Below are 16,526 nucleotides of genomic sequence, written 5' to 3'. Positions count from 1 at the left end.
CTAATCAAAAACCAATTCAACCCGCTCTCGTCCAAGCAGGACTCGCAAGTCATCTATCAGTTGATCGGTGGGCGTCACCCGCCACTCGGTACCGAGCGTCAATCGCGCCCGGGAGCCGGGCCGACGATAGTTTACCTGAACCGGACAGACTCCGGCACGGGCGGGCTCCAAAATCTCGCACAAACGCGGGAAAAAGCGTTCGTCAATGCGTTGTTCATCGAGGGAAAGGCGGATCGCCCTGGCGAAACGCTCCCTCGCATCGTTGATATCCAGCAATTCGCGGGCCGACATTTTAAGGCCACCGGAGAAGTCATCAAAGCTGACCTGTCCAGAAACCACTAAAATACGGTCTTTTTGCATCAATTCTTCGTATTTTTCCAGCGCTTCACTGAAGAGGGTCACATCCAGACGGCCGGATCTGTCGTCCAGGGTGAAGATCCCCATCTTGTTGCCGCGCTTGGTCACCATGCTGCGGGCCGCGATCACCAGCCCGGCTGCCGTGGTCACCGTATCCCGGGAGGTGGGATGCAGATCGCACAGACGGCCCGAGGTGTAGCGACGCAGCTCGCCGCTGTACTGGTTGATGGGGTGGCCGGTGAGGTAGAGCCCGAGGGTCTCGCGCTCCCCCTCCAGCCACACCTTGTCGGGCCAGTGCGGCACATTGGCGAACGCCTTCTTGACGTCGTCTATCTCCTCGGTGAGCACCCCGAACATGTCGACCTGCCCCACCGCCTGCGCCTTGGCGTGCTGCTCGGCGGCGCGCATGGCCTCTTCCAGCGTCGCCATCAGGGCGGCGCGGTGCGGGCCCAGTCGGTCCATGGCGCCGGAGAGGATGAGCTTTTCCATCACCCTCTTGTTGAGCTTCTTGATGTCGACTCTGTTGCAGAAGTCGAACAGATCCCGGAAGGGCCCGTCCTGATCCCGCGCGCTGAGAATCGCATCTATGGGGCCTTCGCCGACCCCTTTCACCGCGCCTATGCCATAGACGATATGACCGTCCTCGTTGACCGAGAAGCGATAGCGGCCGGTATTCACGTCGGGGGGTATGACGGTGAGCCCCATGCGCTGGCACTCGTCCACCAGGGTCACTATCTTGTCGGTGTTGTCCATGTCGGCGGTCATTACCGCCGCCATGAACTCCGCCGGGAAGTGGGTCTTGAGCCAGAGGGTCTGGTAGGAGACCAGCGCATAGGCGGCGGAGTGGGACTTGTTGAAGCCGTAGCCCGCAAACTTCTCCACCAGATCGAAGATCTTGATCGCCAGCTCGCCGTCGACGCCGTTCTTGACCGCCCCCTCCTCGAAGCCGGCCCGCTGCTTGGCCATCTCCTCGGGTTTCTTCTTGCCCATGGCCCGGCGCAGCATGTCCGCCCCACCCAGGGTATAACCCGCCAGGGTCTGGGCGATCTGCATCACCTGCTCCTGATAGAGGATGATGCCGTAGGTGGGCTCCAGTATGGGTTTGAGGCTCTCGTGCTGCCACTTCTCGTCCGGGTAGGAGATGGCCTCCTTGCCGTGCTTGCGCTCGATGAAGTTGTCCACCATGCCGGACTGCAGCGGCCCCGGACGGAACAGGGCCACCAGGGCGATCATGTCTTCGAAGCAGTCGGGCTGCAGCCGCTTGATCAGATCCTTCATGCCGCGGGATTCGAGCTGGAACACCGCCGTGGTCTCGAAGCGCTGCAACAGCGCGAACGACTTCTTGTCGTCGATGGGGATGGCGGCGATGTCGACCGGCGGTTTGCCCTCCTTGGCCAGGCGCGGGTTGATCATGCCGAGCGCCCAGTCGATGATGGTGAGGGTCCGCAGCCCCAGGAAGTCGAACTTCACCAGCCCCGCGTATTCCACGTCGTTCTTGTCGAACTGGGTAACAGGGTGATGGCCGGAATCGTCGCAGTAGAGCGGCGCGAAGTCGGTGATCTTGGTGGGGGCTATCACCACGCCGCCGGCGTGTTTGCCGGCGTTGCGCACCACACCTTCCAGCCGGCGCGCCATGTCGATGAGGTCCTTGACCTCCTCGTCCTGCTCGTAGAGCTCCGGCAGCTTGGGCTCGACCTCGAACGCCTTGGCGAGCGTCATGCCCGGATCCGGCGGAATGAGCTTGGAGATGCGATCCACGAACCCGTAGGCGTGGCCCAGCACCCGGCCCACGTCCCGCACCACCGCCTTGGCCGCCATGCTGCCGAAGGTGATGATCTGGGACACCGCCTCCCGGCCATACATCTCGGAGACGTGCTCTATCACCTCGTCCCGTCTGTCCATGCAGAAGTCGACGTCGAAGTCGGGCATGGAGACCCGCTCGGGGTTGAGGAAACGTTCGAACAGCAGATCAAACTCGAGGGGATCCAGATCGGTGATCTTGAGGGCGTAAGCCACCAGGGATCCCGCCCCCGAGCCCCGGCCCGGGCCAACCGGAATGCCGTTGTCCTTGGACCACTGGATAAACTCCATCACTATGAGGAAGTAACCCGGGAAGCCCATCTGGTTGATCACCTTGAGCTCGATGTCGAGGCGCTCGTCGTACTCGCCACGCTTGGCGGCGCGCACTTGCGGATCCGGGAACAGGAAGGCCAGGCGGTCTTCCAGCCCCTCCTTGGACTTCATCACCAGGAAGTCTTCGGTGGTCATGTCACCGGTCGGGAAGTTCGGCAGGAAGTATTCGCCGAGACGCACCGTCACGTTGCAGCGCTTGGCGATCTCCACCGTGTTCTCCAGCGCCTCGGGAATGTCGGCGAACAGCTCGGCCATCTCCTCCTGGCTGCGCAGGTACTGCTGCGGGCTGTAGCGGCGCGGACGGCGCTTGTCCATCAGGGTGTAACCGTCGTGGATGGCGACCCGGATCTCGTGGGCATCGAAGTCATCGGCCCCGAGGAAGACCACCTCGTTGGTGGCCACCACCGGCAGCTCGAACTCGGCGGCGATGGCCACCGCCATGTGCAGGTAGACCTCCTCGTCGGGACGGCCGGTACGCAGCAGCTCCAGGTAGTAGGCATCCGGGAAGTGGGTCCGGTAGAAGGCGAGGCTCTGCTCCACCATCTGGCGGTTGCCCTTGAGCAGGAACTTGCCCAGATCCCCCTCCCGACCGCCCGAGAGCACTATCACCCCCTTGGCATGCTCGACCAGCCAGCCCTTGTCGATGACGGGGCGCCCCTGCACGTGACCGCGCTGGTAGCCGCGGGAGATGAGCAGGGTGATGTTCTGGTAGCCGTCGTTGTCCATGGCGAGCAGGGTGAGGCGGAACTGCTCGTCGCCGAGCTCATCGCTCTGTACCCAGAAATCCGCCCCGACGATGGGCTTGATCCCCTTGCCGTGGGCCGAGCCATAGAAGCGCACCAGGCCGCACATGTTCATCTGATCTGTCAGGGCCAGGGCCGGCATGTTGTTGGCCGCGGCCGCCGAGACGATGGGGCCAATCTTTTGCAGGCCATCGACCATGGAGAAGTCGGAGTGGACCCGCAGGTGGACGAAACGAGGATCGGCCATGGTTATTCGATCCCCAGCGCCCGGCGCACCGGTTTGAAGCTCTGCCGATATTCGGGCAGGGGGCCGCGCTCGGCCAATATGGCGAGGTGTTCGGCAGTGGGATAGCCCTTGTGGCGGGCGAAGCCGTACTCGGGATGACGGCTGTCCAGCTCGGTCATCTCGGCGTCACGAGTCACCTTGGCGAGGATGGAGGCGGCGCTGATGGCGGCCACCAGGCTGTCGCCCTTGACCACGGCACGCGCCTCCATCGGCAAGCTTGGGCAGCGGTTGCCGTCGATAAAGACCAGCTCGGGTGTCATGGAGAGGCCCGCCACGGCGCGCTGCATGGCCAGCATGGTGGCGTGCAGTATGTTGAGCTGGTCGATCTCATCCGGGGTGGCGCGGCCGATGGACCAGGCCAGGGCCTTTGCCTTGATCTCGCCATAGAGGGCGAGGCGCTTCTTCTCGGAGAGCTTCTTGGAGTCGGCGAGGCCTTCAATGGGATTGGCGGGATCCAGGATCACGGCGGCGGTGACCACGTCACCCACCAGGGGGCCACGGCCCACCTCGTCAACCCCGGCAACCAGCTTGTCTTGTGGAATATCGATCGTCATATCACAGGCCTTGAATCAAAACCGGCCCCGCAGGGCCAGTATCAGCACAACATAACGCCAAAAGCGCGCCGCCAGCCACCCTAACTGTCGAGCAGCTCGGCCACCGCCTCGGCGGCCTGCACATCGGCGTTGCAACGGATCTTCTGGTGCAACTTGGTGAAGGTGGCGATGAGCTCGCTGTTGTCATGCTCCAGCAACTTGCTGACCTCTTCCACCAGATTGGCCGGGGTGCACTCGTGCTGGATGAGCTCGGGCACCAGCATCCTGTCTGCCAGCAGATTCGGCAGGGAGACGTACTCCGTCTTCACCAGCCACTGGGCCAGCCAGTAGCTGAGCGGCTTGAGCTTGTAACCCACCACCATGGGCCGCTTCACCAGCATGGCTTCCAGCGCGGCCGTGCCGGACGCCAGCATCACCACGTCGGCGGCGATCATGGCCTCACGGCCCTGACCGTCCAGCAGCACCATGTCAAGATCCGGCGCCACTTCGGCCTTGATGGCGAGGAACTGCTCGCGCCGCGTCTCGTTCACCAGCGGCACTATGAAGCCGAGATCCGGGCAGTGCACCGTCAGGTGCTTGCACGCCTCGAGGAAGACGGGAGACATGAAGCCGACTTCGGCGCTGCGGCTGCCCGGCAACACCGCCAGCCAGCGGCGGCCCGGCTCCAGGCCGAGTGCCTCGCGCATCTCCCGCTGATCCGGCACCAGGGGAATGTCGTCCGCCATGGTGTGGCCGACAAAGCGGCAAGGGGCGTCGAAACGGTCGTAGAAGGCTTTCTCGAACGGCAGGAAGGCGAGCACCATGTCGGTGGCGGCCTTGATCTTGTGAATACGGCCCTGACGCCAGGCCCAGACCGAGGGGCTGACGTAGTGGACCGTCTTGATACCGGCGCGGCGCAGTTTCAGCTCCACCCCGATATTGAAATCAGGTGCATCCACCCCGACGAAGATGTCAGGGGGATTGGCGATAAAGTGACGCAGCAGCTCGCGGCGCACCTGGAGGATCCGGGGCAGACGTCCCAGCACCTCGCTGATGCCCATGACGGAAAGCTCCTCCATCTCGAACAGGGCCTTGACGCCCAGGGCCTGCATGCGCGGCCCGGCGATCCCTTCGAACTGGGCATCGGGATAGCGAGCCAGCAGCTCGCGCACCAGACCGGCAGCCAGGATATCGCCGGAGGTCTCTCCGGCGACTATGCCGATGCGGATAGGCTTAGGCACGGATGATCCCGCGCTCGTTGTCCTTGAGGAAATCCACATAGAGCTGGACGGCCGGCTCGGTGGCCGCCATCTCGCTCAGTACCGGCAACACCTCTTCGATGGTCTTGCCGGAGCGGAAGATCTCCTTGTAGGCACGCTTGACGGCCGAGATGGCTTCGGGCGTGAAGCCACGACGACGCAGGCCTTCGGAGTTGACCCCGAACGGCTTGGCGTAGTTGCCTGCGGCCATCACGTAGGGGGGCACGTCCTTGTTCAGGGCGGCGCAGCCACCGACGAAGGCGTGGGAGCCGACGCGGCCGAACTGATGGATGGCAGACAGACCGCCGAAGATCACGAAGTCGCCGATGTGAACGTGGCCCGCCAGGGTCGCGTTGTTGGCGAAGATGCAGTTGTCACCGATCATGCAGTCGTGGGCCACGTGGACGTTGACCATGAAGAGGTTGCCGCTGCCGACCTTGGTCAGGCTCTGGTCCTGGGTGGTGCCGCGGTGCACTGTGCAGTTCTCGCGAAACACGTTGTTATCACCGATCTCGAGGAAGGTACGCTCACCGGCGTACTTCTTGTCCTGGCAATCCTCACCGATGGAGGTGTGCTGGAAGATCTTGTTGCCGCGACCGATCTTGGTCGGGCCCTTGATCACCACGTGGGAACCCACCCAGGTGTCGTCACCTATCTCCACCTCGGCACCGATAACGGTAAAGGGGCCGATTTCAACCCCTTTGCCGATCACGGCAGACTCATGGACGATGGCGGTATCGTGGATGATGGCAGTCTGGTCGATCACGGTTACACCTCGCGTTTGGCACACATCAGTTCGGCGGTACAGACCACTTCACCGTCGACGGTGGCAACGCCGGTGAACTTGGCGATGCCGCGACGCTCCTTCAGGAACTCTACGTCGAGCACCAGCTGATCGCCAGGGCCGACCGGACGCTTGAAGCGGGCATTGTCGATGGAGGCGAAGTAATAGAGCTCATTGGGGGACGGCTTGCCCACCATGGTAAAGGCCAGGATACCGGTCGCCTGGGCCATGGCCTCCAGGATCAGCACGCCGGGGAACACCGGCTTGGCCGGGAAGTGCCCCTGGAAGATCGGCTCGTTGAACGAGACGTTCTTGATGGCGCGCAGGGTCTTGCGCTCATCGCTGATCTCGTAATTTTCCACCTTGTCCACCATCAGGAACGGATAACGGTGGGGCAGCAGATCCATGATTTCCTGGATCCCCAGGCTTTTCTTTTCAGTAGTCAAAACAGTACCCTATACCAATCGTGATTATTCTTGATCCAGCTTTTTCTCAAGTCGGCTCAACCGCTTGTGCATCTCTTCGATACGCATCACCCGGGCGGCGGTCTTGCGCCACTCTTTATTGGTTTGCAGGGGGATGCCGGAAGAGTAGATGCCGGGCTCGGTAATGGGTCGCATCACCATGGCCATACCGGTGACGGTGGCCTGGTCGCAGATCTCCATGTGCCCGTTAAAGACGGAGGCGCCGCCAATGATACAGTATTTGCCGACCTTGAGACTACCGGCCATCACGGTCGAGCCCGCCACGGCGGTGCCGTAGCCAATCTCGACGTTGTGGGCGATCTGGCACTGGTTGTCGATGATGACGTTGTCCGCGATGCGGGTGTCTTCCAGGGCACCGCGGTCTATGGTGGTGCAGGCACCGATTTCCACCCGGTTGCCTATGGTCACGCCACCGAGCTGGGGGATCTTGATCCACTCGCCACGCTCGTTGGCATAACCGAAACCGTCGGCCCCGATCACTGTGCCGGCTTGCACCAGACAATCCGTGCCCAGGGTCACGTTATGATACAGGGTGACGTTGGCCCACAACCGGGAGCGTGCTCCCAGTCGGGTATTCTTGCCAACGAAACAGCCCGGACCTATGCGGACATCATCCCCCAGCACGACGCCGGATTCGATGACCGCATTGGCGCCGATGGCCACTCTCTCGCCCAGTTGCACATCCGCCGCTATGACGGCACTCGGATGTATATCCGTGGCCGGCTGCGGTGTGGTGTCCAGCAGTTGGGCTACCCGGGCAAACCCCACATAGGGGTCTTTGAGCACCAGGGCATTGGTGGGGCAAAACGGCAGGTCCGCCTCAGTGATGAGCACGGCAGTCGCCTTGCTCTGCTCCAGGAAATGCCGGTACTTCTTGTTGGACAGGAAGGCAATCTCCCCCTCCCCGGCTTTTTCCAGTGTCGCTACCTTGCGGATTTCCCGGGTCCCATCCCCATGGACCTCGGCCCCCAGTTGCTGGGCCAGCTGTGCGAGAGTGAATGCCATCAATTAGTTGCTCTTGCTTACCTGAGAGATAACCTGGCTGGAGATGTCCAGCTTGCTGGCGGCATAGGGAGCAGCATTGCGCTCCAGCACCAGATCATAGCCATTGCTCTTGGCGATGGAATCGATGGCAGCCTGCACCTTGGTCAGGATCTTGTTGCGCTCTTCAGCCTGACGACGGCCGTTGTCCTGCTCGAACGCCTGACGCTTCTGGTTGAACTCCATCTGCAGCTTGGCCAGCTTCTCCTGGTTCTGCTTCTTCTGCTCGTTGCTCATGAAGGCTTCGTCCTTCTTGAACTTCTCGACCAGAGCCTGACCGTCGGATTCCAGTTTCTGCAGCTCGCGCATGCGCGGCTCGAACTCACCCTTCAGCTTCTTGGCCACGGCTTCACGCTGGGGCAGCTTTTGGAAGACTTCGCCCATGTCGACCACGGCGATCTTGGTCTCAGCCCAGGCGGAGCCCATACCGGCAGCCATCAGTGCAAAACTCAAACCAGCTACTTTCAACGCTTTATTCACACTTACTCCTTGGTCCCTCGGTCGAGGGCTACCTGATTTACCTGATTGTGCAAGCGATCTCTGGGACCTGCTTGTTACCTGGTGAGGCACGCAAGCTGCGCGTCCCATCATTGAATACCCCCACCGAAGTGGGGGAGCGTCCGTGCCTTTAGAAGGTACGGCCGATGTTGAAGGAGAAGACTTCGGTATCGTCCCCTTCGTATTTCTTGAGCGGTTGTGCAATCACGAACACCAGGGGTCCCATGGGGGAGAGCCACTGCAGTGACAGACCCGCAGACATCCGGATATTGGTGGGGTCAGAATAGTCCATCAGATAGTTGCAACCACTGAAGCAACGGTTCTGGTACTGACCATATTCGAAGGTGGTGTCCCACACAGTACCGGCATCGATGAAGAAGCTGGTACGCAGCTGGGGCTGGTAGCTTTCAGACGCGAAGGGTGTCGGCACTATCATCTCGAGGGAGGCCACCGCCAGGGCATTGCCCCCCACAGAGCTGTCGGTGCCCTGGATCACATCGTTACCGCCCAGGTTGTAGTAGTAGAGCGCCTTAGGACCGACGGTGTTGCTCTTGAAGCCGCGCAGGGTGTCGAAGCCACCGGCGTAGTAGTTCTCGAAGAAGGGCAGCACGTGGTCGTAGTCACCGTTGCTGCCGTAGCCATTGCCGTAAGAGGCGCGGGCCTTGGCCAGCATGACCCACTGGTGGTCGGCATCAAACGGGAAGTAATGGGCGTCTTCGGCGTTGAGCTTGAAGTACTGCAGGTCCATGCCAGGCACAGTCACCTTGGCGTTCACCCGCTGACGGTCACCCGCGGTCGGGAACTGGCCCTTGTTGAGGGTGGAACGGGTCCAGCCGGCGGTGACGTCCACGGTGTTGAACACCATGCGGTTGTCGCCGTCCAGGTTGGCCTGGTACACCTTCCAGAACTCATCCACCTGCACATAGGGGTTGGGCTGGGACAGCTTGTTGTTCTCGTAGCCGAGGCTGAAGTCGAGACGGTTGTTCTCGTTGACCGGGAAACCGCTGGAGAGGCGGAAGCCTATGGTGGTGTTCTCGTAGTCGACGATGTTGGCATCGGCCGCGCTGAACTTGTTGTAGTAGAGGCGGCCGCCCAGGCTGACGCCATCGACGGTGAAGTAGGGATCGTTGTAGCTGAGATCGATGTTCTTCGAGTAGTCGTTGGTGCTGGCGTTGATGCCGATCTTCTTGCCGGTCCCCATGAAGTTGTCTTGCTGCAGGCCCGCCTGCAGACTCAGACCAGACTCGGTACCGTAGCCGATGCCGGCGTTGATGGAGCCTGCCGGCTGCTCCTTGACCTTGAAGTCCAGATCGACCTGATCGTCGCTGCCCGCCACCCGCTTGGTGTCCACTTCCGCGGTCTCGAAGAAGCCGAGGCGGTTGAGACGGGTCTTGGACTGCTCGACGTTGTCGGAGGAGAGCCAGGTGCCTTCCATCTGACGCATCTCGCGACGCAGCACTTCGTCCTTGGTGGTGACGTTGCCGCTGAAGTTGATGTTGCGCACATAGACACGGGGGCCGGGCTCTATGTTGACGATGAGCTCGACTTCCTTGGTCTGGTCATTGACCTGGGGGAAGGTGACCACCTTCGGGTAGGCATAGCCATAACGGCCGAGGAACTTGGAGAGCACCTCTTCGGTGTGGGTCACCTGGCTGGCGGAGTAGACGCTGCCTGCCTCTATGGGGATGAGCCCCTTCATCTCGCCGCCACGGTCGATGAGATCGCCCTTGAGCTGCACGCCGGAGACCTTGTACTGATCCCCTTCCTTGATGTTCAGGGTGACGTAGACGCCCTTCTTGTCCGGGGTCATGGAGACCTGGGTGGACTCCTGAGCGAAACGGATGTAGCCGCGGTCCATGTAGTAGGAGCGCAGCACTTCGATGTCACCGGCCAGCTTCTGCTTCTGATAGCGCTGATCGCCGGTGAAGTTCCACCAGGGCACGTCGTCCTTCAAGGAGAGCTGGGCCAGCAGTTTCTCTTCCGGGAACACCTGGTTGCCGACGATGTTGATCTGCTGGATCTTGGCCGCTTCCCCTTCCACGAAGGTGAACTTGAGGTCGACCCGGTTGCGGGGCAGCGGGGTGACTATGGCCTTGACCTTGGCGGAGTACTTGCCCACGCCGTAGTAGAAATCTTCGAGTCCCTTCTCGAGGGAGCTCAGCACGGTACGATCCAGGGGATCACCGACGCGGATGCCGGAGGACTCCAGGCTCTGGGTCAGTTGCTCCTCCTTGATGTCCTTGTTGCCGGAAAACTCGATGCTGGAGATGGTCGGGCGTTCCTTCACCACGACTTGCAGCACCTGGCCGTCACGATAGACCTTGACGTCCTCGAAGTTGCCGGAGGCATAGAGCTTCTTGATGGCGTTGGCCAGGGCCACCGAGTCGACGGAGTCACCGACCCGGACCGGCAGATTCAACAGGGCGGCGCCCAGGGTCACCCGCTGCAGACCCTCGACCTGAATGTCTTGCACCACAAAAGAGGCAGGGGCCGCCTGAGCCAGGAAGCTGGCTCCCAGCAGGCAACTCAACACCAATGCTTTTTTAACAGCCATTTTGTTCTTATGTGTCCTTGTTGATGCTCTAGCCTCAGAGGCGAGCGAAATCATTAAACAGCGCAATGCCCATCAGTAACATCAGAATGGCGGCGCCGATCCTGAACCCAATTTCCTGAATTTTTTCTGGTACCGGCTTGCCGGTGACTGCCTCGATGAGGAAGTAGACCAAATGGCCCCCATCCAGCACCGGCAGGGGGAACAGATTGATGATCCCCAGGTTGACGCTGATGAGCGCCAGGAAACCGAGGAAATAGACCAACCCGTAATCTGCGCTGCTGCCAGCCCCCTTGGCGATGGAGATGGGGCCGCTCAGGTTGTCCAGGGAGACGATGCCACCGATCAGCTTGCCGATCATGTCGAAGGTCAGCGTGATCAGGCTCCAGGTCTTCTGGACCCCATGCCACAGGGCTTGCAAAGGCCCATACTGTAACAGAACTCGATACTCATCCGGTAATGGAACCAGTTGCGGCGACAGGCCGACGAAACCGACCAGCTGGCCCCGTACTTTTTTCACATCCGGGGTCAGGGTCAGGGTCAGATCGCTGCCCTCGCGCTCCACCGTCACCTGCAGTGGCTGCTCCGGCGACTGCTGCACCCTCTCGACAAATTCGGTCCATTCGTTGATCGCCTGATCACCCACGCCCTTGATGCGATCCCCCACCTGCAGACCCGCCTTCTCGCTGGCGCTCGAGGGCACTATGGCCTGCACCACCGGCAGCACCTTGCCGCCGAGAGGGACTATCCCCAGGCTGCCGATGGGGGACTCTTTGTCCGGATCGAAGGTCCAGCTATCCAGCATCAGCGTCTTGTCGACGGCGTAGCTGGCGCCTGGCGCCTTCAGCTTGAGCAGTACCGATTTGTCTCCCAGATGGCTGATGAGGGCATAGGTCACGCTCTCCCAGTCTCCGGTGGCCTCGTCGCCGACGCCGACGATCTCCATGCCAGGCTCTATGCCGGCCTGGGCTACTATGGACGCAGGGCGCACCTCGCCCACCACCGGCTTGACGCTGGGCACCCCTATCATGAACATCAGCCAGAAGGCGAACAGGGCAAACACGAAGTTTGCCATGGGGCCGGCCGCCACTATGGCCATCCGTGCCCAGACGCTCTTGTGGTTGAAGGCCTGTGCCTCCTCCCCCGGCTTGAGTTCATCGACCCGGCCGTCCAGCATCTTGACATAGCCCCCCAGCGGGATCAGGGCCAGCACATATTCGGTGCCATCCTTGCCGATGCGGCGCCAGATAGCCTTGCCAAAGCCGATGGAGAAACGCTCGACCTTGACGCCGCAGCGGCGGGCTACCCAGAAGTGGCCAAATTCATGCACCGCCACCAGCAGCCCCAGGGCCACGATGAAGGCGCCAATATTCCATAACAACGCGCCCATCAGCCGATCACCTCGGGGTCATGTCCAGTTCTGCGCTCGAGGGCGTAGAGAGCGGCACCAGGCCACCACAGTCCGTTCATACGGCAAGCTCCTCTATCAGTTGCTGGGCATGGGCACGGGCCCTGCCATCCAGCGCAATCAGATCCTCCAGCGAACCTGCGGCACTGGTGCCCAGTGACGTCATGATGGATTCGTTGACTCTGGCAATATCCATAAATCCAATGCGCTCTGCAAGAAAAGCCGCGACGGCCTCTTCATTGGCGGCATTGAGAGAGGTCGTCGCCGCCTGCCCTTGCTGGCAGGCCGCCATGGCCAGTGCCAGGCAGGGATAACGGGCGTAGTCGGGGCGGATAAAGCTGAACTCTCCGACATTGAAGAAATCCAAAGGTTCCACACCGGACTCAATCCTGGCCGGGTAAGCCAGGGCGTGGGCGATGGGGGTACACATGTCCGGGTTGCCGAGCTGGGCCAGCACTGAACCGTCCTTGTACTGCACCATGGAGTGGATCACCGACTGGGGGTGGATCACCACCTGGATCTGCTCCGGGAGGGCGTTGAACAGCCAGCGCGCCTCTATGTACTCCAGCCCCTTGTTGATCATGGTGGCGGAGTCCACCGAGATCTTGGCCCCCATGGACCAGTTGGGGTGCGCCACCGCCTGGGCCGGCGTGACCCTGGCCAGCTCGTCGATGTCGGTATAGCGGAAGGGGCCGCCTGAGCCGGTCAGCAGTATCTTGCTGATGCCCGCCCCCGCCAGATCGCAGAAGCCCGGCTCGCGCTGAATGGCCTCGGGCAGGCACTGGAAAATCGCATTGTGTTCGCTGTCGATGGGCAGCAGCTCGGCACCATGGTGGCGAACCGCCTCCATGAAGAAGGCACCGGACATCACCAGGGCCTCCTTGTTGGCCAGCAGGATCCGCTTGCCGGCACGCACGGCGGCCATGGTGGGTGCCAGACCCGCCGCACCGACGATAGCCGCCATGACGCTGTGGGCGTCAGGGTGAGCGGCCACTTCGCACAGGGCGCTCTGACCGCAGAGCACCCGGGTGGCGCAGCCGTGGGTCTTGAGGCGCCCGGCCAGATCGCTGGCGGCGCTCTCATCCACCATGACGGCGAAACGGGGGGAGAATTCAAGACAGTCCCGCACCATGGCGTCCACGCTGCGAGCCGCAGTCAGCGCCAGCACCTGCCAGCGCCCCGGATTCTGCCGCAGCACCTTGAGGGTGCTCTGACCGATGGAGCCGGAGGCTCCCAGAATGACCAGATTGCGCATCAGAACTCCTGACCGAGTAACAGATAGCTGAGCAGGAAGACGGGCAGCGCCGCCGTCAGGCTGTCGATGCGATCGAGAATGCCGCCGTGGCCCGGCAGCAGGGTGCCGGAATCCTTGATGCCGGCCTCCCGCTTGAACATGCTTTCGGTCAAATCGCCGAGCACGGACGCCAGCACCGCCAGCAGGGAGCAGAGCAGTATCACCCCCATCTTGGCCGGCACGAAGCCCATGAACCAGGTCACGCCGATGGCCAGCACGCTGGCGGTAAAGAGCCCACCCAGCATGCCCTCTATGGTTTTACCCGGGCTGACGGCCGGCGCCAGCTTGTGCTTGCCGAACGCCTTGCCGAAAAAATACGCGCCAGAATCTGCCGCCCAGACCAGACCCATGACGAACAGCAGGATCCAGGCCCCCATCATGGGGTCGTGATAGAAGTTGTACCCGCGGATGGCCACCAGGGACCAGAAGAAGGGCACCAGGGTCACCAGACCGAACAGGGACTTGAGCCAGACGGACTCCTTCCACAGCCTGGCGCTGCGGGGGTAGCGCAGCACCAGCAGCAGCCCGAGCAGCCACCAGCTGATGGCAGTCCAGAGCACGCCCATCACCAGCGGATGCAGCTGGGGGATCCAGAGTTGCTCTACCGGCACCCAGAACAGGCTGGCACCGAGCAACAGGCAGAATACCAGCGGCAACCATTGTTGCGGCTGGGCAGAGACGAAGGCGCTCCACTCACGGCTGGCCAGCAGAAAGACCAGGGCAGCGAGCAGGGCAAAGAATTTCAATGGCAGGAAAAACAGTGCCCCCAACACCAGGGGTACTAACAGTAATGCGGTAATAATTCGTTGTTTTAGCAAAAGAAACCTCTCTCTTGGGAGCGGGGTTTAGCCGGTCTGTTGCGCGGCGATCAATTCCCGTATCTGTTCACCCGTACACCCGAAGCGACGTTCGCGAGCAACGAAGGAGGCAACTGCCCCGCTGAACTCGGCCTCGTCAAAGTCGGGCCACAAGACCGGGGTAAAATAGAGCTCGGCATAAGCAAGCTGCCATAACACAAAATTGCTGATGCGATGATCCCCGCCGGTGCGGATCAGCAGATCCACCGGAGGCAGGTCGGCCATGCAGACCTGACGTGCCAGCGCCTCTTCATCGACCGCCTCTGCATCCAGCTCGCCCGCTGCCACGGCGCGAGCCAGCTTGCGGGCCGCCTGGGCGATGTCCCACTGGCCGCCATAGTTGGCGGCGATGTTGAGGGTCAGTCCCTGGTTGCCGGCGGTCAGGGCCTCGGCCTTGGCGATCTTGGCCTGCAGCCGCTCACTGAAACGGGCGGTATCGCCTATCACCTTGAGCCGGATGCCATTGCTGTGCAACTTGTTCACCTCGCGGCCAAGCACCGTCATGAACAGCTCCATCAGGGCATTGACCTCCCCTTCCGGGCGGCGCCAGTTTTCACTGGAGAACGCGAACAGGGTCAGCGCCTCCATCTTGGCACGGGCGGCAAAGGCCACGGCCTCACGCACGGATTTCACGCCCGCCTTGTGGCCAGAGACCCGCATCTTGCCACGGTTCTGAGCCCAGCGACCATTGCCATCCATGATGATGGCGACGTGACGAGGCAAGGACGAGCTGGCGCTATCGCCTAGCGCTGCCAAAAGCGACATTCATTTCTCCCACAAAGACAAAAGCGCCGTGCAGGGGCACTACACGGCGCTCGTAATATACCTGTCGGAGGCTTAGATTTCCATTAGCTCCTTTTCCTTCGCGGCCAGGGCGTCATCCACCAGCTTGACGAAGGCGTCGGTCAGTTTCTGGATCTCTTCCTGGGCGCGACGGTCGTCGTCCTCGGAGATCTCCTTGTCCTTCAGCAGAGCCTTCAGATCGGCGTTGGCATCGCGACGGATGTTGCGCACGGCAACCCGGGCACCTTCGGCTTCGGCACGGACGATCTTGGTCAGATCGCGGCGACGCTCTTCGGTCAGCGGGGGCAGCGGCACACGCAGAGTCTGGCCGTTGCTGGACGGGTTCAGGCCCAGATCGGAGGTCAGGATGGCTTTTTCCACCGCCTGGATCATGGAGCGATCGAAGATGGAGATGGACAGGGTGCGGGCATCTTCTGCCACTACGTTAGCCAACTGTTTCAGAGGAGTGGCGGCACCGTAATACTCCACCTGGATACCGTCGAGCAGGCTCGGGTGAGCGCGGCCGGTACGGATCTTGGACATCTGGGTCTTGAGCGCTTCTACGCTCTTGGCCATGCGGTCCTTGGCGTCGTTTTTAATCTCGTTGATCACAGTGGTTTTCCTTTTGGCGAACGAGCCGGCATGCGGCCCGTATCTATCTTGTTTACTGGCGTAATGGACAAGCGCGCCAGGCGGCTCAGGCTTGTCTTACTTGCTGACGTGGTGGATCAGGGTACCTTCCGGCTCACCCATGATAACCCGACGCAATGCACCCGGTTTGTTCATGTTGAACACCCGGATCGGCAGATCGTGGTCGCGGGCCAGGGTAAAAGCAGCAAGATCCATCACTTTGAGTTCTTTTTCAAGAACTTCATCATAACTCAGTTCTTGATAGAGCACTGCATCCGGGTTCTTGACCGGATCATCGGTGAACACACCATCGACCTTGGTGGCCTTGAGCACCACGTCGGCTTCGATCTCGATGCCGCGCAGGCAGGCTGCGGAGTCGGTGGTGAAGAAGGGGTTGCCGGTACCGGCGGAGAAGATCACCACCTTGCCGGCACGCAGCTGGCTGATGGCCTCGGCCCAGCTGTAGGAATCGCAGACACCCTGCAGGGAGATGGCAGACATCAGACGGGCATTCACATAAGCACGATGCAGGGCATCACGCATGGCCAGGCCGTTCATGACGGTCGCCAGCATGCCCATGTGGTCACCCACCACGCGGTTCATGCCCGCCTTGGCAAGACCGGCACCACGGAACAGGTTGCCGCCGCCAATGACCAGACCGACCTGAACACCCAGCTCAACCAGCTCTTTGATCTCTTGGGCCATCCGCTCCAGCACCGCTGGATCAATGCCAAAACCCTCGGATCCTTGCAGGGCTTCACCACTCAACTTCAGAAGAACACGTCTGTATGCAGGCTTGGGATTGGTACTCATGTCACTGATTCCTGGTCATATAAAGACCGCGACATAAGTCGCGGTCTGGGGAAACGGAAAAACCGGTTCGA

14 protein-coding genes are annotated in these 16,526 nt (G+C 61.4%); all 14 read right to left on the bottom strand.

Annotated features, from left to right (window positions below; all coding sequences use genetic code 11):
- Positions 1-3,480, bottom strand: coding sequence for a DNA polymerase III subunit alpha (gene dnaE / locus WIR04_RS05450; RefSeq protein WP_338891081.1), 3,480 nt, complete (start codon positions 3,478-3,480; stop codon positions 1-3).
- A gap of 2 nt (positions 3,481-3,482) precedes the next feature.
- Complete coding sequence (gene rnhB, locus WIR04_RS05445; RefSeq protein WP_111909931.1) at positions 3,483-4,073, bottom strand: ribonuclease HII; 591 nt, start codon at positions 4,071-4,073, stop codon at positions 3,483-3,485.
- 80 nt (positions 4,074-4,153) lie between these two features.
- Positions 4,154-5,293, bottom strand: a complete 1,140-nt coding sequence (gene lpxB / locus WIR04_RS05440; protein ID WP_307764114.1) for a lipid-A-disaccharide synthase — start codon at positions 5,291-5,293, stop codon at positions 4,154-4,156.
- The gene (gene lpxA, locus WIR04_RS05435) at positions 5,286-6,077 is read right to left on the bottom strand and encodes an acyl-ACP--UDP-N-acetylglucosamine O-acyltransferase (protein WP_082030063.1); all 792 of its coding nucleotides are present in this window, start codon (positions 6,075-6,077) and stop codon (positions 5,286-5,288) included. The genes lpxB and lpxA overlap by 8 nt, the downstream gene beginning before the upstream one ends.
- Positions 6,078-6,079: 2 nt before the next feature.
- Positions 6,080-6,502 (bottom strand): 3-hydroxyacyl-ACP dehydratase FabZ, encoded by a 423-nt coding sequence (fabZ, locus tag WIR04_RS05430; RefSeq protein ID WP_223302594.1) that lies wholly within the window; start codon positions 6,500-6,502, stop codon positions 6,080-6,082.
- 63 nt (positions 6,503-6,565) lie between these two features.
- Positions 6,566-7,585 carry a UDP-3-O-(3-hydroxymyristoyl)glucosamine N-acyltransferase gene (gene lpxD, locus WIR04_RS05425; protein ID WP_106887881.1) on the bottom strand — a complete coding sequence of 340 codons (1,020 nt, stop codon included), beginning with the start codon at positions 7,583-7,585 and terminating at the stop codon, positions 6,566-6,568.
- Positions 7,586-7,588: 3 nt separating this feature from the next.
- Entirely contained in the window at positions 7,589-8,101 is a 513-nt protein-coding gene (locus WIR04_RS05420; RefSeq protein ID WP_025327908.1) for an OmpH family outer membrane protein, read from the bottom strand.
- Between the two features lie 148 nt (positions 8,102-8,249).
- On the bottom strand, positions 8,250-10,673 hold the full coding sequence (gene bamA / locus WIR04_RS05415; protein WP_338891068.1) for an outer membrane protein assembly factor BamA: 2,424 nt from the start codon (positions 10,671-10,673) through the stop codon (positions 8,250-8,252).
- Between the two features lie 34 nt (positions 10,674-10,707).
- On the bottom strand, positions 10,708-12,060 hold the full coding sequence (gene rseP / locus WIR04_RS05410; protein ID WP_338891066.1) for a sigma E protease regulator RseP: 1,353 nt from the start codon (positions 12,058-12,060) through the stop codon (positions 10,708-10,710).
- Positions 12,061-12,136: 76 nt separating this feature from the next.
- Entirely contained in the window at positions 12,137-13,333 is a 1,197-nt protein-coding gene (gene ispC, locus WIR04_RS05405; protein ID WP_338891064.1) for a 1-deoxy-D-xylulose-5-phosphate reductoisomerase, read from the bottom strand.
- A complete protein-coding gene (locus WIR04_RS05400) occupies positions 13,333-14,190 on the bottom strand; it encodes a phosphatidate cytidylyltransferase (protein ID WP_025327912.1) in 858 nt (285 codons plus the stop codon). The genes ispC and WIR04_RS05400 overlap by 1 nt, the downstream gene beginning before the upstream one ends.
- A gap of 27 nt (positions 14,191-14,217) precedes the next feature.
- Complete coding sequence (gene uppS / locus WIR04_RS05395) at positions 14,218-14,994, bottom strand: polyprenyl diphosphate synthase (RefSeq protein WP_139436553.1); 777 nt, start codon at positions 14,992-14,994, stop codon at positions 14,218-14,220.
- A 72-nt stretch (positions 14,995-15,066) separates the two neighbouring features.
- On the bottom strand, positions 15,067-15,624 hold the full coding sequence (gene frr / locus WIR04_RS05390) for a ribosome recycling factor (RefSeq protein WP_025327914.1): 558 nt from the start codon (positions 15,622-15,624) through the stop codon (positions 15,067-15,069).
- Between the two features lie 96 nt (positions 15,625-15,720).
- Complete coding sequence (gene pyrH / locus WIR04_RS05385; RefSeq protein ID WP_025327915.1) at positions 15,721-16,455, bottom strand: UMP kinase; 735 nt, start codon at positions 16,453-16,455, stop codon at positions 15,721-15,723.
- Positions 16,456-16,526 lie beyond the last annotated feature (71 nt).

This window comes from Aeromonas rivipollensis, assembly GCF_037811135.1.
Lineage (GTDB): Bacteria > Pseudomonadota > Gammaproteobacteria > Enterobacterales > Aeromonadaceae > Aeromonas > Aeromonas rivipollensis.
The sequence above is the reverse complement of the archived record's forward strand: the minus strand, read 5'-3'. Positions and strand labels throughout refer to the sequence as shown.